The 24,269-nt window shown below is 61.1% G+C and carries 6 protein-coding genes; 4 read left to right on the forward strand and 2 right to left on the reverse strand.

The features are described from left to right. Nucleotides 1-118 precede the first annotated feature (118 nt). Nucleotides 119-16,672 (reverse strand): immunoglobulin-like domain-containing protein, encoded by a 16,554-nt coding sequence (locus EXN22_RS02230; protein WP_130262254.1) that lies wholly within the window; start codon nt 16,670-16,672, stop codon nt 119-121. A gap of 347 nt (nt 16,673-17,019) precedes the next feature. Between EXN22_RS02230 and EXN22_RS02235 the strand changes: the two genes are divergently transcribed. The 3 genes from EXN22_RS02235 to EXN22_RS02245 are packed head-to-tail and all read left to right on the forward strand — an operon-like array spanning nt 17,020 to nt 21,919. Beyond that, nucleotides 17,020-18,357, forward strand: a complete 1,338-nt coding sequence (locus tag EXN22_RS02235) for a TolC family outer membrane protein (RefSeq protein ID WP_130262255.1) — start codon at nt 17,020-17,022, stop codon at nt 18,355-18,357. Nucleotides 18,358-18,399: 42 nt separating this feature from the next. Further along, on the forward strand, nt 18,400-20,556 hold the full coding sequence (locus tag EXN22_RS02240) for a type I secretion system permease/ATPase (protein ID WP_130262256.1): 2,157 nt from the start codon (nt 18,400-18,402) through the stop codon (nt 20,554-20,556). Nucleotide 20,557: 1 nt separating this feature from the next. Further along, complete coding sequence (locus EXN22_RS02245) at nt 20,558-21,919, forward strand: HlyD family type I secretion periplasmic adaptor subunit (protein WP_165392269.1); 1,362 nt, start codon at nt 20,558-20,560, stop codon at nt 21,917-21,919. 157 nt (nt 21,920-22,076) lie between these two features. On the opposite strand, the gene EXN22_RS02250 is transcribed toward EXN22_RS02245, so the two are convergent. After that, nucleotides 22,077-23,087, reverse strand: a complete 1,011-nt coding sequence (locus EXN22_RS02250; RefSeq protein ID WP_130262258.1) for a helix-turn-helix transcriptional regulator — start codon at nt 23,085-23,087, stop codon at nt 22,077-22,079. A 206-nt stretch (nt 23,088-23,293) separates the two neighbouring features. Between EXN22_RS02250 and EXN22_RS02255 the strand changes: the two genes are divergently transcribed. After that, nucleotides 23,294-24,112: a tetratricopeptide repeat protein gene (locus EXN22_RS02255; protein WP_130262259.1), complete on the forward strand. Its 819-nt coding sequence runs from the start codon at nt 23,294-23,296 to the stop codon at nt 24,110-24,112. Nucleotides 24,113-24,269 lie beyond the last annotated feature (157 nt).

Below are 24,269 nucleotides of genomic sequence, written 5' to 3' on the forward strand. Positions count from 1 at the left end.
AGCATAGGCCAAGCTGGCCGGGCGTCTAGCCCCGGCCGGCGAGTATGCGCTGTGAATACGGTACAGGGAAAGTCCGAAGCATTGCGCCAGCCCTTAACGGGCTGGCGCAGGCCGTGGATCAGCTGTTGGAGTGGTCGATCTTGATGGTCGGGTCCGCGCCGGTCACCAGCGAGTTGATCGTGGTGTTGGCCCAGTTGACCCCTTCCAGTTTGATCGTCACATCGGCATTGGCCAGGCCACCGGAGGCGTTGAGCTTGCCTTCGGAGCTGACCTGCAGGGTCGACTCGCCGTTGACCGTGGTGATCTTCAGGAAGTTGTCGATGGTGCTGGCCTTCTCGCCCTGGAGCAGGTCGCTCAGGTCCAGACGGTCACCTTCGGTCGGCTTGAAGTCCTTGATCACGTCCTTGCCGGTGTCGCCAGCCTTCCACACGAAGGTGTCGGCACCGCTGCCGCCGGTCATGATGTCGTCGCCCTTGCCACCGATGAGGATGTCGTTGCCTTCACCGCCCAGCAGGGTGTCGTTGCCGGTACCGCCGATGAGGATGTCATTGCCCTTGCCGCCATCGAGGTAGTCGTTGCCACCCTGGCCGAAGAGAATGTCATTGCCGTCGCCACCGATAAGGATGTCGTTGCCATCGTTGCTGCGCGACACATCGAACTCGCTGACGTGTTCGGTGATGTACTGGTGCAGCACGCGGCCATCGACGTCACCCAGGGTCACGCCCAGCTTGCCTGCCACGTAGGCCTGCATGGCCTCGACACCGTTGCCGGCGATCGAGTCGAAGCTGACCAGGTCGCCGAACAGGATGTCGTGGCCATCGCCACCGGAGATCGTATCGTTGCCCGGCTTGGTGGCCTCGGTGTGTCCGAGGATGGCCTCGGCCAGCTTGCTCGGGTCGATGTTGGTCTGCGGTGTCTTGTCGCTGTCGAACGGTTTCAGGTCGTTGACGTTGACGCCGTTGTTCAGGCCGATGGCCTCGACAGTGGAGAGGCCCGCGAGGATGCTGAAGCTGTCCAGCGAGTTGTTCCAGGTGGCATTGCTGGTCGAGCTGCCGGATCCGGAGCGGCTGGACAGTTCATAAGTACCGTCGCCCTGGGCACGGATGGTGCCGGAGGTCTGGGTGTACCAGCTGCCGTAGTACTTGTACTGGGCGTTCAGGTTCCCGTCGACGTCGATGCTGACCCGGTTGTTGGCATCCAGGCTGTAGCGGTCCAGGGTATCGCCCGGCTTGTAGTTGATCGCCTTGAGGAAGTTGTCCAGGCTCCAGTTGGAGTACGCCAGCGTCGGGTTGGCCTGCTCGTTGGCCTGGTGATAGGTCGGCTGGCCGTCGGTGATGAAGAACGTCTGGTTGCTACCGGTGTTGCCGGCATCCTTGAGGTTCTGGAACCAGTTGGCAGTCGTCTTGAAGGCGTCCTCGTAGTTGGTACCGCCGTTGGAGTACATCGACTTCAGCGCATCCTTGAGCGCCTGCAACGAACCGGCATCGGCCAGGTTGACCGAGACGCTCATGTTGACCTGGGTCGAGAAATCCACCAGCAAAATGTTCACGGTACCTGACTGGGCACCCTTGACGCTGTTGGCCAGGGTGTCGAACACCGACTGCAGGGACTTCTGCGCAGCGTCCACACCGGCGGCTTTCATACTGCCGGAGGTATCGACGATGAACGCCAGGTTGTAGTTCTGGCCAGGGACCACGTGCAGGCCGTTGACGTCGGCGACGACGATGTCGTTACCGGTGCCAAGGTCACGGCTGTCGTTATCGGCTGTCAGGTTGGTGGTGGTATAGGTATCCGGGTAAACGGTGACCTTGATGGTGCCCTGGGTGAAGTCGGTACTGCCGTTGGCTTTCTCGGTGGCCCGCGAGGTAACGGTCACGTCGAACTGGCCCTGGTAATAGGCTGGTGGCTTGATGCTCAGGCCGTTGAGGTTCCAGCCGGTGACATCGACTTCGCCCTTGCCCACGGTGATGGTGTGACCGGCGCCATCGCTGAGCACCGAACCTGCCGGGATGCCGCCAAGCTTGACGCTGAGGGTTTCCGAGCCGTCGGTGTCGGTGAGGTTGGTGGAGATACCGACCAGTTTGACGGTGCCGTTCTCGGCGCCTTCGTTGAGCTTGTAGCCCTGGTAGTAGCCTTCGCCGTTGTTGCCGTGCAGCTCGCCGACGGTGACGCCGGCGTTGCTCAGCTCGTTCACGCCCGGGTACATCGGGATGTTGGCGTTGCTCAGGTCGACCGGGGTGCTGCCGTTGACCGACAGGTTGACGTCATAGCTGCCCGGGCCGCTCTGGTTGGCGTGGTAGATGTCCAGGGTGTAGTAGCCGCTGATGGTCGGCTTGAACGAACCACTGATCGCACCGCCTGCGCCCCAGGTCGCCTGGGCCACATTCTTGCCACCGATGGTAATCAGCAGGCTGTCATCGCCCACACCGCTGAAGCTGTAGGTCTTGCCCGCTTCCAGGTAGATCAGGCCGGACGTCTTCGAACCCGAACCGCCGACGACACTGGCGTCGGACTGCGCGTTGGTCACCAGCGAGCTGCTGTTGGCCTTGCCCGAGTTATCGAACACGTTCTTCAACGCATCGCCGGTAATGCCGTTGCCGTTGGTACCCAGGCCGCTGAGGCTGTTCCAGGTTTCCTTGACCAGGCCGATCGAATTGACGTTGTTGCTGCCGATGTTCAGGTCAGGCTTGTCGGCCACCGGGGTGATATCGACCTTGATGGTGGCCTCGTTGCCCAGGCCCTGGCCATCGGTTGGCTTGAACTTGATCTGAGCATAATCGGCTTCTTTGTTGCCCACGCCGGTGCCGCCGTTGGCGTCGATGCCCGACTCGTTGCGATCCGGCACGAACTTCAACTTGCCAGCGTCAATGTCAGCCTTGCTGAAGACCTTGCCGGCATCAGCTTCGGTCAGGGTTTTCCAGACGTTGCCATCCTTGTACTGCAGCACGCCATCGGCGGGCAGCTTGGTGATGGTCAGGCCCAGGTTGGCCGCCGGGGTGTCGGCGTCGGTGATGCCGAAGTTGCTCCAGCCCAGCACCAGGTCGGTGTCTTCGGTACCGGTCACGGCACCGCCTGCGGCAACAGGTGCCTCGTTGCTGACGATAGTGGTGGTGACACTGCCCGCGTTACCGCTGACCACCAGGTTCTCGAAGTTGCCGCCGGTGGCCGAGTCGATCTTCACGGTGAAGTTTTCGGCGCCTTCAGCAATTCCGTCGCGGATGATCGGCACACTGAAGGTGCCGACGTTGCTGCCCGCCTTGATCACCACGGTGGCCACACCGGTGTAGTCCGCACCGTTGGTGGCGGTGCCGCTGTAGGTCAGCTTGATGACCACATCGGTTTGCGCCTTGCTGGTCAGGGTCAGGGTGTAGTTGGCCGAGTCACCTTCGGTCACCGAGCTGGTGCCGCTGATGCTGACGGTGGTGGTGTCGATGGTATCGGTGACCTGGGTGACAGCTGGCTGCTTGTTGATCGCCAGGTCTTCGAAGTTGCCACCGGTGGCACCTGTGATGCTGGCGTTGACGCTGCCGGCATCGATATAGACATCATCCGCAGGCGCCGCGACGACCACCTTGCCTTCGGTCTTGCCAGCGTCGATGACGATGCTTGCACCGTTGCTCAGGGTCACGGTGACCGCGGTCTGCGCCTTGTTGCTCAAGGTGGCGGTGTAGGTGATGTTGCCACCTTCAGCGACCGATGAGGTGGCACTCAGGGTCAGGTTGGTGGTGTCGATGGTGTCGGTGACGCTGGTCACGGCAGACGAGCCGTCGATCTTCAGCTCTTCGAAGTCACCACCGGTGCTGCCAGTGATTTTTGCACTGACGCTACCGGCATCGATGTACACGTCATCGCCAGGGGCGGCGATGGTCACCTTGCCCTCGGTCTGGCCCTTGGCAATGGTGATGGTTTCACCGTTGCTCAGGGTGACTTTCATTTCGGTCCCGGCCGGATTGCTCAGCTTGGCCACGTAAGTGATCGAGCCGCCTTCGGCGACGGTCGGGGTCGCGGTCAGGATCAGGCTGGTGGAGTCCTTGGTGCCCGGGCCGTCGGTGACGCTGACGGTGGTATTGCCGGTGCCGACCAGTTTCTCGTAGTTGCCGCCAGTGGTGCCGGTGATGCTGTTGGTCAGTGCCGGGTTGGTGGTGTGCACATTGTTCGGTGCAACGTAATCCACGGTGCCGGTGCTCTGGCCGACCGGGATGATGATCTGCTGACCGTTGGCCAGGTTGATGACCAGGTCCGAACCGGTAACCGGCGCAGTGACCTTGGCGGTGTACGTAACCACACCACCTTCGACCACACTGTTGGTGCTGGCAGTCAGGGTCACGGTACTGGTATCGATGGTGTCAGTGACGTCGGTCACCGCCGGCACGTTGCTCACAGTCAACTGCTCGAAATCGCCACCGGTGGTGCCGGTGATGGTCACGCTCAGTTTGCCGGCGTCGATGTAGACATCGTCGCTTGGCGCATTGATGGTGATCTTGCCTTCGGTCTGGCCCTTGGCAATGGTGATGGTCTCACCGTTGCTCAGGGTCACCTTCATTTCGGTGCCGGCCGGGTTGGTCAGCTTGGCCACATAGGTGATCTTGCCGCCTTCAGCCACAGAGTTGGTGGCAGTCAGCGACAGGCCGGTGTTGTCCTTGGTGCCCGGGCCATCGGTGACGCTGGTGACCGGGTTGCCCGCAGTGTCCAGCTTCTCGTAGTTGCCGCCGGTGGTGCCGGTGATGCTGTTGGTCAGCGCCGGGTTGGTGGTGTGCACGTTGTTGGGTGCAACGAAGTCCACGGTGCCGGAGCTTGCGCCAACCGGGATGGTGATCTGCTGACCGTTGGCCAGGTTGATGACCAGGTCCGAACCGGTAACCGGTGCAGTGACCTTGGCGGTGTACGTGACCACGCCGCCTTCAGCCACGCTTGGGGTCGCGGTCAGGGTAACCGTCGAGGTATCGATGGTGTCTTTGACGTCGGTGATGGCTGGGGTGTTATTCACCGCCAGTTTCTCGAAGTCGCCGCCGGTGGTGCCGGTGATGGTCACGCTCAGCTTGCCAGCGTCGATGTAGACGTCGTCGCTTGGCGCAGCGATGGTGATCTTGCCTTCGGTCTGGCCCTTGGCAATGGTGATGGTCTCACCGTTGCTCAGGGTCACCTTCATCTCGGTGCCGGCAGGGTTGGTCAGCTTGGCCACGTACGTGATCGAGCCGCCTTCGTTGACGGTTGGCGTCGCGGTCAGCTTGAGGCCGGTGGTGTCTTCGGTACCTGGGCCGTCGGTGACGGTGGTGACCGGGTTGCCGGCGGTGTCCAGCTTCTCGTAGTTGCCGCCGGTGGTACCGGTGATGCTGTTGGTCAGCGCCGGGTTGGTGGTGTGCACGTTGTTCGGTGCGACGAAGTCCACGGTGCCGGAGCTTGCGCCAACCGGGATGGTGATCTGCTGGCCGTTGGCCAGGGTGATGACCAGGTTCGAGCCAGTAACCGGAGCAGTGACCGAAGCGGTATAGGTGACAACGCCACCTTCAGTCACGCTTGGAGTCGCGGTCAGGGTGACGGTCGAAGTGTCGATGGTATCGGTCACTTCGGTGACGGCCGGGGTGTTATCCACAGTCACTTTCTCGAAGTCGCCACCGGTGGTGCCCGCGATGGTCACACTGACTTCACCGGCATCGATATACACGTCATCCGATGGCGCAGGCAGAGTGATGCTGCCTTCAGTCTGGCCCTTGGCGATGGTGATGACTTCACCGTTGCTCAGGGTCACCTTCATTTCGGTGCCGGCTGGATTGGTCAGCGTCGCGGTGTAAACAATTTCGCCGCCTTCAGCCACGGAGCCAGTTGCGGTCAGCTTGAGGCCGGTGGTGTCGTCGGTACCTGGGCCATCAGTAACGGTGGTCACTGGGTTGCCCGCAGTGTCCAGCTTCTCGTAGTTACCACCGGTGGTGCCGGTGATGCTGTTGGTCAGGTCCGGGTTAGTGGTGTGTACGTTGTTCGGTGCGACGAAGTCCACGGTGCCCGAGCTTGCGCCAACCGGGATGGTGATCTGCTGGCCGTTGGCCAGGGTGATGACCAGGTTCGAGCCAGTAACCGGAGCAGTGACCGAAGCGGTATAGGTGACAACGCCACCTTCAGTCACGCTTGGAGTCGCGGTCAGGGTGACGGTCGAAGTGTCGATGGTATCGGTCACTTCGGTGACGGCCGGGGTGTTATCCACAGCCACTTTCTCGAAGTCGCCACCGGTGGTGCCCGCGATGGTCACACTGACTTCACCGGCATCGATATACACGTCATCCGATGGCGCAGGCAGAGTGATGCTGCCTTCAGTCTGGCCTGCGGCGATGGTGATGACTTCACCGTTGCTCAGGGTCACCTTCATTTCGGTGCCGGCCGGGTTGGTCAGGGTAGCGGTGTAGACGATCTCGCCGCCTTCAGCCACGGAGCCAGTTGCGGTCAGCTTCAGACCGGTAGTGTCATCGGTACCCGGGCCATCAGTAACGGTAGTGACCGGGTTACCCGCAGTGTCCAGCTTCTCGTAGTTGCCACCGGTGGTACCGGTGATGCTGTTGGTCAGGTCTGGGTTGGTGGTGTGCACGTTGTTCGGTGCAACGAAGTCCACGGTGCCCGAGCTTGCGCCAACCGGGATGGTGATCTGCTGGCCGTTGGCCAGAGTCACTACCAATGCAGTTCCGGTCACTGGAGCAGTGACGGACGCGGTGTAGGTCACTACGCCGCCTTCCGAAACGCTTGGAGTAGCGGTCAGGGTGACGGTCGAAGTGTCGATGGTATCGGTAACTTCAGTCACGGCAGCCGCTGGATCAACTTCGACTTTCTCGAAATCGCCACCAGTAGTACCGGCGATGGTTACGCTGACTTCACCGGCATCGATGTACACGTCATCCGACGGCGCAGGCAGAGTGATGCTGCCTTCGGTCTGACCTGCGGCAATGGTGATGACCTCACCGTTGCTCAGGGTCACCTTCATCTCGGTGCCGGCTGGGTTGGTCAGCGTGGCGGTGTAAACGATTTCACCGCCTTCAGCGACCGAACCGGTGGCAGTCAATTTCAGGCCGGTGGTGTCGTCAGTGCCCGGGCCATCAGTAACGGTAGTGACCGGGTTACCCGCAGTGTCCAACTTCTCGTAGTTACCACCGGTGGTACCGGTGATGCTGTTGGTCAGATCCGGGTTGGTGGTGTGCACGTTGTTCGGTGCAACAAAGTCCACTGTGCCCGAGCTTGCGCCAACCGGGATGGTGATCTGCTGACCGTTGGCCAGGGTCACTACCAATGCAGTTCCGGTCACTGGAGCAGTGACGGACGCGGTGTAAGTGACCACGCCACCTTCGGTCACGCTCGGAGTGGCAGTCAGAGTGACAGTCGAAGTGTCGATGGTGTCAGTCACTTCGGTAACGGCTGGAGTGTTATCCACAGCCACTTTCTCGAAGTCACCACCGGTGGTGCCAGCGATGGTCACGCTGACTTCACCGGCATCGATGTACACGTCATCCGATGGAGCCGGCAGGGTAATGCTGCCTTCGGTCTGACCGGCAGCGATGGTGATGACTTCACCGTTGCTCAGGGTCACCTTCATTTCGGTGCCGGCTGGGTTGGTCAGGGTGGCGGTGTAGACGATCTCGCCGCCTTCCGCGACCGAGCCAGTGGCGGTCAGTTTCAGACCGGTAGTGTCATCGGTGCCCGGGCCATCAGTAACGGTAGTGACCGGGTTACCCGCAGTGTCCAGCTTCTCGTAGTTGCCACCGGTGGTGCCGGTGATGCTGTTGGTCAGATCCGGGTTGGTGGTGTGCACGTTGTTCGGTGCAACAAAGTCCACGGTGCCCGAGCTTGCGCCCACAGGAATGGTGATCTGCTGACCATTGGCCAGTGTGATGACCAGGTTCGAACCGGTAACCGGAGCAGTAACCGAAGCGGTGTAAGTGACAACGCCACCTTCAGTCACGCTTGGAGTAGCGGTCAGGGTGACGGTCGAAGTGTCGATGGTATCGGTCACTTCGGTGACGGCCGGGGTGTTATCCACAGCCACTTTCTCGAAGTCGCCACCGGTGGTGCCCGCGATGGTCACACTGACTTCACCGGCATCGATGTACACGTCATCCGACGGCGCAGGCAGGGTGATGCTGCCTTCGGTCTGGCCTGCGGCGATGGTGATGACTTCACCATTGCTCAGGGTGACCTTCATCTCGGTGCCAGCCGGGTTGGTCAGGGTGGCGGTGTAGACAATCTCGCCGCCTTCAGCCACGGAGCCAGTCGCAGTCAGCTTCAGACCGGTAGTGTCATCGGTACCTGGGCCGTCAGTAACGGTGGTCACCGGGTTACCGGCAGTGTCCAGTTTCTCGTAGTTACCACCGGTGGTGCCGGTGATGCTGTTGGTCAGGTCCGGGTTGGTGGTGTGCACGTTGTTCGGTGCAACGAAGTCCACGGTGCCGGAGCTTGCGCCCACAGGAATGGTGATTTGCTGACCGTTGGCCAGGGTGATCACCAGGTTCGAACCAGTAACCGGAGCAGTGACCGAAGCGGTGTAAGTGACCACGCCACCCTCAGTCACGCTTGGAGTGGCGGTCAGAGTCACGGTACTTGTGTCGATGGTGTCAGTGACTTCGGTAACGGCTGGAGTGTTATCCACAGCCACTTTTTCGAAGTCACCACCGGTGGTCCCGGCGATGGTTACGCTGACTTCGCCCGCGTCGATGTACACGTCATCAGACGGCGCAGGCAGGGTGATGCTGCCTTCGGTCTGACCTGCGGCAATGGTGATGACCTCACCGTTGCTCAGGGTCACCTTCATCTCGGTGCCGGCTGGGTTGGTCAGGGTAGCGGTGTAAACGATTTCACCGCCTTCAGCGACCGAACCGGTGGCAGTCAATTTCAGGCCGGTGGTGTCATCGGTACCTGGACCGTCGGTAACAGTGGTCACTGGGTTACCGGCAGTGTCCAGTTTTTCGTAGTTACCACCGGTGGTGCCGGTGATGCTGTTGGTCAGGTCCGGGTTAGTGGTGTGCACGTTGTTCGGTGCGACGAAGTCCACGGTACCGGAGCTGGAACCTACAGGGATGGTGATCTGTTGGCCGTTGGCCAGGTTGATGACCAGGTTCGAGCCGGTAACCGGAGCAGTAACCGAAGCGGTGTAGGTCACTACGCCACCTTCAGTCACGCTTGGAGTAGCGGTCAGGGTGACGGTCGAAGTGTCGATGGTATCGGTCACTTCGGTGACTGCTGGAGTGTTATCCACAGCCACTTTTTCGAAGTCACCACCGGTGGTGCCAGCGATGGTGACGCTGACTTCGCCCGCATCGATATACACGTCATCGGACGGCGCAGGCAAGGTAATGCTGCCTTCGGTCTGGCCCTTGGCGATGGTGATGACTTCACCGTTGCTCAGAGTGACCTTCATCTCGGTGCCGGCTGGGTTGGTCAAAGTCGCGGTGTAAACGATTTCACCGCCTTCAGCGACCGAACCGGTGGCGGTCAGCTTCAGGCCGGTAGTGTCGTCAGTGCCTGGGCCGTCAGTAACGGTGGTCACTGGGTTACCGGCGGTGTCCAGTTTCTCGTAGTTGCCGCCGGTGGTGCCGGTGATGCTGTTGGTCAGGTCTGGGTTGGTGGTGTGCACGTTGTTCGGTGCGACGAAGTCCACGGTACCGGAGCTGGAACCGACTGGAATAGTAATCTGCTGACCATTGGCCAGGGTGATGACCAGGTTCGAGCCAGTAACCGGAGCAGTAACCGAAGCGGTGTAAGTAACCACGCCGCCCTCAGTCACGCTTGGAGTGGCGGTCAGGGTAACGGTCGACGTGTCGATGGTGTCAGTGACTTCAGTCACGGCCGCTGCCGGATCGACTTCGACTTTCTCGAAGTCACCACCGGTGGTGCCAGCGATGGTGACGCTGACTTCACCCGCATCGATGTACACGTCATCCGACGGCGCCGGCAGAGTGATGCTGCCTTCGGTCTGACCGGCAGCGATGGTGATGACTTCACCGTTGCTCAGGGTCACCTTCATTTCGGTGCCAGCCGGGTTGGTCAGGGTAGCGGTGTAGACGATCTCGCCGCCTTCAGCTACGGAGCCAGTCGCAGTCAGCTTGAGGCCAGTGGTGTCGTCAGTGCCTGGGCCGTCAGTAACGGTGGTGACCGGGTTGCCAGCAGTGTCCAGCTTCTCGTAGTTACCACCGGTGGTGCCGGTGATGCTGTTGGTCAGGTCCGGATTGGTGGTGTGCACGTTGTTCGGTGCGACGAAGTCCACGGTACCGGAGCTGGAACCTACAGGGATGGTGATCTGTTGGCCGTTGGCCAGGTTGATGACCAGGTTCGAGCCGGTAACCGGAGCAGTAACCGAAGCGGTGTAGGTCACTACGCCACCTTCAGTCACGCTTGGAGTAGCGGTCAGGGTGACGGTCGAAGTGTCGATGGTATCGGTCACTTCGGTGACTGCTGGAGTGTTATCCACAGCCACTTTTTCGAAGTCACCACCGGTGGTGCCAGCGATGGTGACGCTGACTTCGCCCGCATCGATATACACGTCATCGGACGGCGCAGGCAAGGTAATGCTGCCTTCGGTCTGGCCCTTGGCGATGGTGATGACTTCACCGTTGCTCAGGGTCACCTTCATTTCGGTGCCAGCTGGGTTGGTCAAAGTCGCGGTGTAGACGATCTCGCCGCCTTCAGCGACCGAACCAGTGGCGGTCAGTTTCAGGCCGGTGGTGTCGTCAGTGCTTGGACCATCAGTAACGGTCGTGACTGGGTTGCCAGCGGTGTCCAGTTTCTCGTAGTTACCACCGGTGGTGCCGGTGATGCTGTTGGTCAGATCCGGGTTGGTGGTGTGCACGTTGTTCGGTGCGACGAAGTCCACAGTGCCCGAGCTGGAACCAACAGGGATGGTGATCTGCTGACCGTTGGCCAGGTTGATGACCAGGTTCGAACCGGTGACTGGAGCAGTCACCGAAGCGGTGTAAGTGACCACGCCGCCTTCAGTCACGCTTGGAGACGCTGTCAGGGTGACAGTCGAAGTGTCGATGGTATCGGTCACTTCGGTGACGGCTGGAGTGTTATCCACAGCCACTTTTTCGAAGTCGCCACCGGTGGCGCCAGCGATGGTGACGCTGACTTCACCCGCATCGATGTACACGTCATCGGAAGGTGCAGGCAGAGTAATGCTGCCTTCGGTCTGGCCCTTGGCGATGGTGATTACTTCACCGTTGCTCAGAGTGACCTTCATCTCGGTGCCGGCTGGGTTGGTCAGCGTCGCGGTGTAGACAATCTCACCGCCTTCAGCGACCGAACCGGTGGCGGTCAGTTTGAGACCGGTGGTGTCATCGGTACCAGGACCGTCGGTAACGGTGGTCACCGGGTTACCGGCAGTGTCCAGTTTTTCGTAGTTACCACCGGTGGTGCCGGTGATGCTGTTGGTCAGGTCCGGGTTAGTGGTGTGCACGTTGTTCGGTGCAACAAAGTCCACGGTGCCGGAGCTTGCGCCCACAGGGATGGTGATCTGTTGACCATTGGCCAGGGTGATGACCAGGTTCGAGCCGGTAACCGGAGCGGTTACCGAAGCGGTGTAAGTGACAACGCCACCTTCAGTCACGCTTGGAGTAGCGGTCAGGGTGACGGTCGAAGTGTCGATGGTATCGGTCACTTCGGTGACGGCCGGGGTGTTATCCACAGCCACTTTCTCGAAGTCACCACCGGTGGTGCCAGCGATGGTGACGCTGACTTCACCCGCATCGATGTACACGTCATCCGACGGCGCCGGCAGAGTGATGCTGCCTTCGGTCTGACCGGCAGCGATGGTGATCACTTCACCGTTGCTCAGGGTCACCTTCATTTCGGTGCCAGCCGGGTTGGTCAGGGTAGCGGTGTAGACGATCTCGCCGCCTTCCGCCACGGAGCCAGTCGCAGTCAGCTTGAGGCCGGTAGTGTCGTCAGTGCCCGGGCCGTCAGTAACGGTGGTGACCGGGTTGCCAGCAGTGTCCAGTTTTTCGTAGTTACCACCGGTGGTACCGGTGATGCTGTTGGTCAGGTCCGGGTTAGTGGTGTGCACGTTGTTCGGTGCGACGAAGTCCACGGTACCGGAGCTTGCGCCCACAGGAATGGTGATCTGCTGACCATTGGCCAGTGTGATGACCAGGTTTGAACCGGTAACCGGAGCAGTAACCGAAGCGGTGTAAGTGACAACGCCACCTTCAGTCACGCTTGGAGTAGCGGTCAGGGTGACGGTCGAAGTGTCGATGGTATCGGTCACTTCGGTGACGGCCGGGGTGTTATCCACAGCCACTTTCTCGAAGTCACCACCGGTGGTGCCAGCGATGGTGACGCTGACTTCACCCGCATCGATGTACACGTCATCCGACGGCGCCGGCAGAGTGATGCTGCCTTCGGTCTGACCGGCAGCGATGGTGATGACTTCACCGTTGCTCAGGGTCACCTTCATTTCGGTGCCAGCTGGGTTGGTCAGGGTAGCGGTGTAGACGATCTCGCCGCCTTCAGCTACGGAGCCAGTCGCAGTCAGCTTGAGGCCAGTGGTGTCGTCAGTGCCTGGGCCGTCAGTAACGGTGGTGACCGGGTTGCCAGCAGTGTCCAGCTTCTCGTAGTTACCACCGGTGGTGCCGGTGATGCTGTTGGTCAGATCCGGATTGGTGGTGTGCACGTTGTTCGGTGCGACGAAGTCCACGGTGCCGGAGCTTGCGCCCACAGGAATGGTGATCTGCTGACCATTGGCCAGTGTGATGACCAGGTTCGAACCGGTAACCGGAGCAGTAACCGAAGCGGTGTAAGTGACAACGCCACCTTCAGTCACGCTTGGAGTAGCGGTCAGGGTGACGGTCGACGTGTCGATGGTATCGGTCACTTCGGTGACGGCTGGAGTGTTATCCACAGCCACTTTTTCGAAGTCACCACCGGTGGTGCCGGTGATGGTCACGCTGACTTCGCCCGCATCGATATACACGTCATCGGACGGCGCCGGCAGGGTAATGCTGCCTTCGGTCTGGCCCTTGGCGATGGTGATGACTTCACCGTTGCTCAGGGTCACCTTCATTTCGGTGCCGGCCGGGTTGGTCAGCGTCGCGGTGTAAACGATTTCACCGCCTTCAGCCACGGAGCCAGTTGCAGTCAGCTTGAGGCCGGTGGTGTCATCGGTACCTGGGCCGTCAGTAACGGTGGTCACTGGGTTACCGGCGGTGTCCAGCTTCTCGTAATTACCACCGGTGGTGCCGGTGATGCTGTTGGTCAGGTCCGGGTTGGTGGTGTGCACGTTGTTCGGTGCAACGAAGTCCACGGTGCCCGAGCTGGAACCGACCGGGATGGTGATCTGCTGACCGTTGGCCAGGGTCACTACCAATGCAGTTCCGGTCACTGGAGCAGTGACGGAAGCGGTGTAGGTGACCACGCCGCCTTCCGAAACGCTTGGAGTGGCGGTCAGGGTGACAGTCGAAGTGTCGATGGTATCGGTCACTTCGGTAACGGCTGGAGTGTTATCCACAGCCACTTTCTCGAAGTCACCACCGATGGTACCGGCGATGGTTACGCTGACTTCGCCGGCATCGATGTACACGTCATCAGACGGCGCAGGCAGGGTGATGCTGCCTTCGGTCTGACCGGCAGCGATGGTGATGACCTCACCGTTGCTCAGGGTCACCTTCATTTCGGTGCCAGCAGGGTTGGTCAGGGTGGCGGTGTAGACGATTTCACCGCCTTCAGCCACGGAGCCAGTTGCGGTCAGCTTCAGACCGGTAGTGTCATCGGTACCTGGGCCGTCAGTAACGGTGGTCACCGGGTTACCGGCAGTGTCCAGCTTCTCGTAGTTGCCGCCGGTGGTACCGGTGATGCTGTTGGTCAGGTCCGGGTTAGTGGTGTGCACGTTGTTCGGTGCAACAAAGTCCACGGTGCCGGAGCTTGCGCCAACCGGGATGGTGATCTGCTGGCCGTTGGCCAGAGTCACTACCAATGCAGTTCCGGTCACTGGAGCAGTGACGGACGCGGTATAGGTCACTACGCCGCCTTCCGAAACGCTTGGCGTCGCGGTCAGAGTGACAGTCGAAGTGTCGATGGTGTCAGTCACTTCGGTAACGGCTGGAGTGTTATCCACAGCCACTTTCTCGAAGTCACCACCGGTGGTGCCAGCGATGGTCACGCTGACTTCGCCGGCATCGATGTACACGTCATCGGATGGCGCCGGCAGGGTGATGCTGCCTTCAGTCTGACCGGCAGCAATGGTGATGACTTCACCATTGCTCAGGGTGACCTTCATTTCGGTGCCGGCTGGGTTGGTCAGGGTAGCGGTGTAGACGATCTCGCCGCCTTCAGCCACGGAGCCAGTCGCAGTCAGCTTGAGGCCAGTGGTGTCGTCAGTGCCCGGGCCGTCAGTAACGGTGGTCACCGGGTTACCGGCAGTGTCCAGCTTCTCGTAATTACCGCCGGTGGTGCCGGTGATGCTGTTGGTCAGGTCCGGGTTAGTGGTGTGCACGTTGTTCGGTGCAACGAAGTCCACGGTGCCAGAGCTTGCGCCAACCGGGATGGTGATCTGCTGACCATTGGCCAGGGTGATAACCAACGCAGAACCAGTCACTGGCGCAGTGACGGAGGCGGTGTACGTCACCACGCCACCTTCAGCAACGCTGCTGTTTGCAGTCAGGGTGACAGTGGACGTATCGATAGTGTCAGTGACTTGAGTCACTGCTGGAGTGCCATCTACTGCGACTTTCTCAAAGTCGCCGCCGGTCGTACCGGTGACCGTGACACTCACTTCGCCAGCGTCGATGTAGACGTCGTCGGCAGGTGCGGCAACGGTAATGCTGCCTTCGGTCTGACCCGCAGCAATGGTGATGACTTCACCGTTGCTCAGGGTCACCTTCATTTCGGTGCCGGCTGGGTTGGTCAGGGTGGCGGTATAAACAATAGAACCACCTTCAGCGACCGAACCGGTGGCGGTCAGTTTGAGGCCGGTTGTGTCATCGGTACCTGGGCCGTCAGTAACGGTGGTCACCGGGTTACCCGCAGTGTCCAGCTTCTCGTAGTTACCACCGGTGGTGCCGGTGATGCTGTTGGTCAGGTCCGGGTTGGTGGTGTGCACGTTGTTCGGTGCAACGAAGTCCACGGTGCCCGAACTTGCGCCCACAGGAATAGTAATTTGCTGACCGTTGGCCAGGGTCACTACCAACGCAGAACCAGTCACCGGCGCAGTAACCGAAGCGGTGTAGGTGACAACGCCACCTTCGGCCACGTTTGGAGTCGCGGTCAGGGTGACGGTCGAGGTGTCGATGGTGTCGGTCACTTCAGTCACCGCCGGCTCTTTGCTGACCAACAGGTTCTCGAAGTTGCCGCCGTCGACCTTGTCGATGCTCACGCTGACATTGCCGGCATCGACGTACACGTCGTCGCTTGGCGCCGGCACGGTGACGCTGCCTTCGGTCTGGCCCGCAGCAATGGTGATTACCGAGCCGTTGCTCAGGGTCACGGTCACTGGGGTGCCGGCCGGGTTGGTCAGGGTCGCGGTGTAGATGATCGAGCCGCCTTCGGCGACGCTACCGGTGGCGTTCAGGCTCAGGCCGGTGTCATCGATCGAGTCGTTAATGGTGGTGACCGCCGGAGTCGGGTTCGGTACCAGGTTCTCGAAGTTGCCGCCGCTGGCATCAGTGATGGTGGTGCTGACGCTGCTGCCGTTGTTGTAGACGTCATTCGCTGGTGTCTGCACGTCGACAGTGCCGGTCCTCTGGCCAGCACCAATGGTGATGGTGCTGCCGTTGGACAGGGTGACGGTCACCGGCGTCTGCGCCGGGTTGGTCAGGGTGGCGGTATAGGTGATTACGCCGCCTTCGGTGACACTCGGGTTGGCGGTCAGGGTCACCGTGGTGGTGTCGATGGTGTCGGTGATCTGGGTCACTGCCGGCGTGGTGTCCGGGGTGATGATCAGGCCCGCGCCGCCAGTGGTGCCGGTGATGGTCGCGGAAATCTCGCTGCCGTCCAGGTACACCGTGTCGTTCGGCGGGATGGTCACGCTGACGCTACCGGTGGTTTGCCCGGCGCTGATGACGATGACCTGGCCATTGGACAGGGTCACGCTCAGGTCGGTCAGCGGTGGCTGGCCCAGGGTGGCGGTGTAGATGATCACGCCGCCTGCCTCGGTGATCGATGGCGTGGCGCTCAGGCTCAGGCCGGATTCACGCGTAGGCGTGGTGGTACTCGGGTTGTTGGCATCGTCCAGGCCGCCCAGTTCCTGGGTGGCGGTAGCAGTGGCAAAGCCGATCGGGCCAGTGGGGAAACCGATGGTCGGGTCGACCGAGCCTGCGGTGGCATCGAGCATTACAAAGCTGTGACCACCACCGACCGCGCCGCCGCTACCTGCGGCCGACGGGCCCGCTGCGGTGGCTTCGAGTTCGGTAGTCGGGTCAGCACCGGCGGCGATGGCCTGCTGCAGCTCTTCGACCGAAGGCGCAGCCTGGGCGGTGGCAGCGGCCAGGTCGGTGCTGCTGTCCGGGGTCTCGGCGCTCCACTGGGTATCACGGCCCAGGTCCAGGGTGCGGCCGTCGGCCAGCTCCAGGGTGACAGCACCGGCCAGGCCGGTGAGCACCTGCTCGCCAGCGAACAGGCGGTCACCTTCGATGAGTACACGTTGAATCCCTTCTGGGGATACGGCGATTACTTGGCCAACAATGCTTTTGACGATGGCAACAACACTGCTCATTGGACTCTCCGGACTACCTGTTCAATTTGGCTTCCATGCCAGCAGGCGCTGAATTGCCGCTTCCGATGGAATGTTTCGCTAGTAAGTTTGGTGCTTTTGACGTCAATTATTTGTCGATAACTGTTGGCTATTAAGTTTATGCCAAAGTATTGACCTTCCTGCAGCCATCCTAAACAATCAGCAGGGTAATGTCACATTGATATTTGAGCGGCTGCCACTCTTCCTTCGTACTATTCCAAGTACCCCTTCGGAAGTTTCCGACATAAGGTCATTCCGGTTGCCATTTTCTAATGCAGCAACGATTTCTGCTGTGATTTGGGACAAGACGTCCCTGGGAAAAAAGTTAAATGCGCGCTTCACTTTTCACTGCTCTTCCTTTCGTCCTCGCCACCAGTTTCGTTCAAGCACAGACCCTGCCAGAGGCCATGCAAAAGGCCCTTGAGGTGCACCCGGAAATCCAGGCCGGGGTTAACAGCCGAATCGCTGCCGATTACCAACTGCGTGCCGCCAAAGGCGGTTACCTGCCACGCGTCGATGTGCTGGCCGGATATGGCCGTGAAGGCACTGACAGCCCGAGTACCGGCAACCGCTGGGAAACCCTCAACCGTGGTGAGTCGAGCGTGCGCCTGCGGCAGATGGTCTTCGACGGTTTTGCCACCTCGAGCGAAGTCGGTCGTCAGCAAGCCACCGTCAACTCCCGTGCCTACTCGTTGCTGGGTGCCTCCGAGCGCACCGCGTTGACCGTTGCCCAGGTCTATCTGGATGTCCTGACCCGTCGCGAAATGGTCCGTCTGGCAGAAGACAACCTGCGCAGCCACGAACGCATTTACGACCAGATCAAGCTGCGCACCGCCCGTGGCGTTGGCCGCCTGGCTGACCTTGACCAGGCCGAAGCGCGCCTGGCCCAGGCCCGCAACAACCTGATCACCGAGCAGACCAACCTGGCCGACGCCAAGACCAACTACCTGAGCGTGGTCGGTCAGATGCCGGACGAGTTGAGCAGCCCTGCGCCCTTTATCGACCTGTTGCCGGCCAACCTCGACGAGGCCCGTCAACAGTTGGTGGAGAACAGCCCGATCCTGCGCTCGGCAGAGTCCGATATCGCTGCGGCGGAAAAGCAATATGCAGCAGCAAAGTCTACTTTCTATCCGCGTTTTGATGCAGAACTCGGACGGACGGCCGATAACGATCTTGATGGCATGAACGGCCACAACAACGAATGGCAGGCTATGCTGCGTATGAGTTTCAACTTGTATGCCGGTGGCAGCAACAAAGCCGACCTGGAATCCAAGTCGTACCTGACCAACCAGGCGCTGGACATTCGTAACAATGCCTTGCGCCAGCTCAATGAGGAGCTAGGCCTGGCATGGAATGCTATGGACAACGCCAATGCGCAGTTGCCGATCGCCCAGCAATACGTCGATCACAGCAACAGTGTGCGCTCCGCCTACCAGAAGCAGTTCAGCCTGGGCGAACGTACCTTGCTAGACTTGCTCGACAGCGAAAACGAACTCTTCACTGCCCAGCGCCGTCTCACCGAAGTGAAGAACAGCCAGGTGTTTACTCAATACCGAATCAAAGCGACCATTGGTCAGCTGCTCAAGAGCCAGGGTGTTGTCGCACCGATGGCCTCGGTAGTGCAGAACGACCTTAAACCGAAAGTGAACCTGCCAGGCATGAACTGAGGTTCACTGTTATAGCCCACCGTAACCGTCAAGAGAGCCCGCGTGGAATCAGAAGTCAGTCGAGTCCAGCTCAGCCATGATCCACGCAGTCAGCACGACGATCCGTTGCTGGACAGCCTGCTGTCTCTGTGCGTGCTGCATCAGAAGCCCGCCAGCCGGGCGATGCTGACCACCGGCCTGCCGCTGCCGGCCCAGCGCCTGAGCCCGGAGCTGCTGCCTCGTGCGGCAGCCCGTGCGGGCCTGCAGGGCCGTTTGCTGCAACGCCAGCTGGAGCAGATCCCGAGCATCGCCATGCCGGCCATGCTCCTGCTCAAGGACGGTCGCAGTACGGTGTTGCTGGGTTGGGAGAGCGACGGCAGTGCACGCCTGTTGCTCAGCGAGAGCGACGGCGGTGAGGTGCATGTCAGCCGCGAAGCCCTGCAAAGCGACTACAGTGGCCGGGTGTTCTTTGCCCAGCCGCAGCACAAGTTCGACGTCAACCACGGCAACCTGATCCCGCGGGCGCGCTCCTGGTTCCGTGACACTCTCAAGCGCAGCCGCTGGCTGTACATCGACGCCATCGCCGCAAGCCTGGTGATCAACCTGATCGCCCTGGCCGCGCCGCTGTTCGTAATGAACGTCTACGACCGCGTGGTGCCCAACCAGGCCACGTCGACCCTCTGGGTCCTGGCCCTGGGTATCTCCGGCGCCTATATCTTCGACCTGATCCTCAAAGGCCTGCGCAGCTTGTGCCTGGACCTGGCCGGGAAGAAGACCGACCTGATCATCTCTGCCACGTTGTTCGAGCGCATCGTTGGCATGGCCATGAAGTACCGGCCGGCCAGGGTCGGCAGCTTTGCCCAGAACATCCATGAATTCCAGGGCCTGCGCGACTTCCTTGCCTCGCTGACCCTGACCAGCCTTATCGACCTGCCGTTCACCCTGTTGATCCTGCTGGTGATCGCTATCATCGGCGGCCACCTGGTGTGGATCCCGATCATCGCCTTCCCGCTGGCCCTGGGTATCGGCTATGCCCTGCAAAAGCCGCTGGTGGCGACCCTGGAGCGAACCATGGCGCTGGCCTCCGAGCGCCAGTCGAGCCTGATCGAAACCCTCGCCGGGCTCGATGCGGTCAAGGTCAACAACGCTGAAAGCGAACGCCAGTACATGTGGGAGCAGACCATCGGTACCCTCAGCCGCCTGGAGCTGCGGGTCAAGGTGCTCTCGGGCCTGGCGATGAACATCACCCTGCTGATCCAGCAACTGGCGGGTGTGGCGCTGATTTGCGCCGGCGTCTACCAGATCATGGCCGGTAACCTGAGCATGGGTGGCCTGATCGCCTGCTACATGCTCAGTGGCCGTGCCCTTGGCCCGCTGGGCCAGCTCTCCGGCCTGTTGACCCGCTACCAGCAAGCCAAGGTCACCATGGTCTCCACCGACCAGATGATGGAACTGCCGCAAGAGCGCAACTTCGAAGAGCGCCCGCTGAGCCGCCAGGTGCTGCAGGGCGCCATCGAGTTTCGCGGGGTCGACTTCACCTACCCCAACCAGCAGAACCTGGCGCTCAAGGGCGTCAATGTGTCGATCCGCCCCGGCGAGAAAATCGGCATCATTGGCCGTAGCGGCTCGGGCAAAAGCTCCCTGGCCAAACTGATCGTCGGCCTCTATGAAGCCGATGCCGGCTCGTTGCTGGTCGATGGCGTGGACATTCGCCAGATCGACGTCAGCGAGCTGCGTCACAACATCGGTTACGTGCCCCAGGACATCCAGCTGCTGGCCGGTACCCTGCGCGACAACCTGGTCAGCGGTGCTCGTTATGTCGAGGACGAAATGGTCCTGCAGGCCGCCGAGCTGTCCGGGGTGCACGAGTTCGCCCGGCTGCATCCGCAAGGCTACGAGCTGCAGGTCGGCGAGCGCGGCCAGAACCTCTCCGGCGGGCAACGGCAGAACGTCGCCCTTGGCCGTGCGCTGCTGCTCAATCCGCAAATCCTGCTGCTCGACGAACCGACCAGCGCCATGGACAACACCGGTGAAGAACGCCTCAAGCAACGCCTGCAAGCGGTCATCGAGAACAAGACCGTGGTCCTGGTGACTCATCGGGCCTCGCTGTTGTCACTGGTCGACCGCCTGATCGTTGTCGATCGCGGACAGATAGTCGCGGATGGCCCGAAAGCCGCCGTCATGGATGCGCTGAAGAAGGGGCAGATCAGTGTTGCTTAAGATGGATATGGGCCAGATCAAGGACAGCCTGCGCAAGTACTTCAAAGGTTCCGAATCGCTCAGCGGCCAGCCGCTGCCCGAGGTCAACAAGGCGCTGATCGAGGATGCCCCGCGCATCGTGCGCCTGACCATCTGGGGGGTGATCGGTTTCTTCCTGTTCTTGGGCCTGTGGGCCAACTTCGCCATTATCGATGAAGTCACCCGTGGTGAAGGCAAGGCGATCCCGTCGTCGAAACTGCAGAAAATCCAGAACCTCGAAGGCGGTATCGTTGCGCAGATCTACGCCAAAGAAGGCGAGATTGTCGAGATTGGCGACCCGTTGCTGCGCCTGGACGACACCCGCTTCGTCTCCAACGTCGGTGAGACCGAAGCCGATCGACTGGCCATGGCCCTGCGCGTCGAGCGCCTGAGCGCCGAGGTTGAAGACCGGCCGCTGAAGATCGACGAAGAGATCCGCAAGGCCGCGCCGAGCCAGGCCGCCAACGAAGAGGCCCTGTACAAGAGCCGCCGCCAGCAGCTGCAGGACGAAATTGGTGGCTTGCAGGAGCAACTGGTGCAGCGCCAGCAGGAATTGCGCGAATTCAGCTCCAAGCAGGCCCAGTACCGCAACAGCTTGCAGCTGCTGCGCCAGGAAATCAGCATGTCCGAGCCGTTAGTGGCGCAGGGCGCGATTTCCCAGGTGGAGGTGCTGCGCCTCAAACGTGCCGAGGTAGAAAACCGCGGCCAGCTGGATGCGACCACGCTGGCGATTCCGCGCGCCGAATCGGCGGTCAAGGAAGTCGAGCGCAAAATCGACGAAACCCGCGGCAAGTTCCGCAGCGAAGCCCTGACCCAACTCAACGAGGCCCGCACCGACCTGAGCAAGGCCCAGGCCACCGGCAAGGCGCTGGACGACCGGGTCAACCGGACCCTGGTCACCTCGCCGGTGCGCGGGATCGTCAAGCAACTGCTGGTCAACACCGTTGGCGGTGTGATCCAGCCGGGCAGCGACCTGGTCGAAATCGTGCCGCTGGACGACACCTTGCTGGTCGAAGCGCGCATTCGCCCGCAAGACATTGCCTTCCTGCACCCGGGGCAGGAGGCGATGGTCAAGTTCACCGCCTATGACTTCACCATCTACGGCGGCCTCAAGGCCAAGCTCGAACAGATCGGCGCCGACACCATCACCGATGAAGACAAGAACACCTTCTACGTGATCAAGCTGCGCACCGAGCGCAGCCACCTGGGTACCGATGACAAACCGTTGCTGATCATCCCGGGGATGGTGGCTTCGGTGGACATCATCACCGGCAAGAAGAGCGTGCTGAGCTACCTGCTCAAGCCGATTATCCGGGCACGGGCCGAGGCCTTGCGCGAGCGTTAGGTGGGAGCAACGGTCTTGCACAGCTTTTTAAAAGCTGGCGATGCCCCTGTGGGAGCGGGCTTGCCCCGCGATGCGATGTGGCTGACAGGACGCTATCGCGGGGCAAGTCGAGGCGTCGCACCGCCGCTCCCACAGTATGTCTCAGAGTAAGCCCTGCTCAGGCTGACTGGTACTGCGCTGCAGCATTGCTGAGGGTTTCGGCAATCTGCTGGCGCAAGCTCAGCGGTTGCTCGACGATCAACCCATCGCCCTGGCTCAGCAGCCACCAGCGCAACTGCCAGCTGTTGCTGACAGTGGCCTGCAGGCGATGGCCAACGTCCAGCGCAGTCAAGTGCATGTCTGCCGACAACGGCGTCTCGCGCACCAGGCGGGCGAGGTTGTCGCTGATCCAGGCCTGAAGTTCGATCTTGTCGGTATCACCGAACTGCAGGGCATCGCTGCGCAAGTACGCCTGCAAGTCGAAGGCGTGCAGGCCTTCGGTGGGGCTGTCGAGGATGCGTAGCTTGCGAAAGCGATGCACGGCAAACTGGCGAATATCGCTACAGGGCGCGGCGCTGGCGATCAGGTAACCGACCTGGCCGCGTTGGATCAACGCAAGCGGGTTGAGGGTCAGTTCGCTGAGCTTGTCGTTGTGCGCCGAATAGTAATGGCAGTGCAACTGATACTCCTCGAGCAGTGCGTGCTGCACGGTCTCAAGGATGCTGTCGGGTACTTCCGGTGCCTGCATGTTCATGTCCGGTCGCACGCTGGCGACCTTGTCCAGCCAGCGTGCGACCTTGTTTGCCCCCGACAGGTGTTCAAGCTTCTGCCGAGCATGACTGAAACGCGGGTCGAGCACCTTGAGCATGCTCCCCGGCAACAGCGGCCGTACGGCCTCTTCTACCAGCGCCAGGCTCAGCGCCTCGCTGACACTGATACCGCGCAATTCGATGCAGGCGTTGGCCGCCCAGTGCCAACCGTACGGGATGCTCTTGTCGTTGCGCTCCAACGGAAAGATCAGCGAGAGCTCATTGAGGTCGCGTTCGATGCTGCGCTTGCTGATGGTGAAGCCTGCGTCCTGCAGGCGGCCCACCAACTCGGCACTGGTGACCCCCGGTGAGCGGCTGGGCAACTGGCGCAGCAACTCCCATTGGCGGCTGAGGGTGGCACGGGTCGTGGCAGAGGGCAAAAGGTGGCGTCCTTGTCTAGGCTTGCGGTTGTAGCATGGCGCCAGCGTTGTGATATGGCAATTAGCCATTTATGTATCCAGATCAAGGATGAAGCAGTTGAGTGCCCTAACCGAATCGTTCGCGACAGGTTTTGTCGTGATCGTGCGCAGAATCACGCCTCATCACTCCCGCTGTTGGATCTGTGGGTAGTTCAATGAGGACGAACATGTCAGCTGCCAGCAATATTTACCCACTGCTTGAGCGCCTGCTGCCCGAGCGGATCATCCCTGCGCACGGCCGGCCAGGCCGCTTGCAGCGGTTGTACGCCGGGGTCGGCATGCCCAGCCAGCGGGCAGTGCTGGGCGAGAGTTTCAGCCTGATCAGCCGCCTGGACGAAGCCGCCGACCTGCAAGCGGTGTACGACGACCTGCGCGCCCTGGCCCTGGAAGGCAACGTCGGCGCGCTCAACGACCTGGGCTGGATCTGGCTCAACGGCAAGTACTGGCGCGCCGACCCGACCCTGGCCGGGCACCTGCTGCGTATGGCGGCCTTGCAGGGCAGTGCGGCGGCCTGGTTCAACCTGGGCCAGCAGCACTATTTCGGCAAGGGCGTGGAAGTGGCCTATGCCAGCGCCGCCGAGTATTACCAGCAAGCGTTCGAGCGCGGCCTGGAGCACGCCGCCGCAGCGCTGGGTGATCTCTACGAGGAAGAAATCTGCGACAGCGATCCGCAGGACTGGCAAATCGACCTGCAGCAGGCCTATCGCTGGTTCCTGCGCGGCGCCCAGCGCGGCGACGCCCGTTGTCGCTTCGAGATTGGTCACCGACTGCTGCATGGCCAGGCGGTCAACGCCGACACCAAGGCCGCTGTCTACTGGCTGGAGCTGGCCGCCGTGGCTGGGGTCATGCAGGCCGCTGAAGAGCTGGCGGTGCACTTCAGCGAGGCCAATGATGCCCTGCGCTATCTGTTCTGGCGCGAGCAGGCAATCAGCCTGGGCAGCAAGCTGGCGCTGAACATGAAGCTGGACGACCAGCTGCAACCCTGAGCTTGACGGCAGGGGCGGTGATCGAAGAATATTGATAGTTAGCAAACTATGAATATAGCCTCGAACCTCCCTTCATGACCTTTGACGCACTGCAACTCAACATCGGCAGCGGTACGCTGGTGGCTAACCTGCGTGTGCCGCGTGCCCCGGGCGTGTC

Origin of the sequence: Pseudomonas tructae (assembly GCF_004214895.1) — a bacterium.
Lineage (GTDB): Bacteria > Pseudomonadota > Gammaproteobacteria > Pseudomonadales > Pseudomonadaceae > Aquipseudomonas > Aquipseudomonas tructae.

Bases quoted from the DNA above. Each gene is read 5' to 3' on its own strand.
- EXN22_RS02230 (WP_130262254.1), bottom strand. From the start codon at position 16,672: ATGAGCAGTGTTGTTGCCATCGTCAAAAGCATTGTTGGCCAAGTAATC.
- EXN22_RS02235 (WP_130262255.1), top strand. From the start codon at position 17,020: ATGCGCGCTTCACTTTTCACTGCTCTTCCTTTCGTCCTCGCCACCAGT.
- EXN22_RS02245 (WP_165392269.1), top strand. From the start codon at position 20,558: ATGGATATGGGCCAGATCAAGGACAGCCTGCGCAAGTACTTCAAAGGT.
- EXN22_RS02255 (WP_130262259.1), top strand. From the start codon at position 23,294: ATGTCAGCTGCCAGCAATATTTACCCACTGCTTGAGCGCCTGCTGCCC.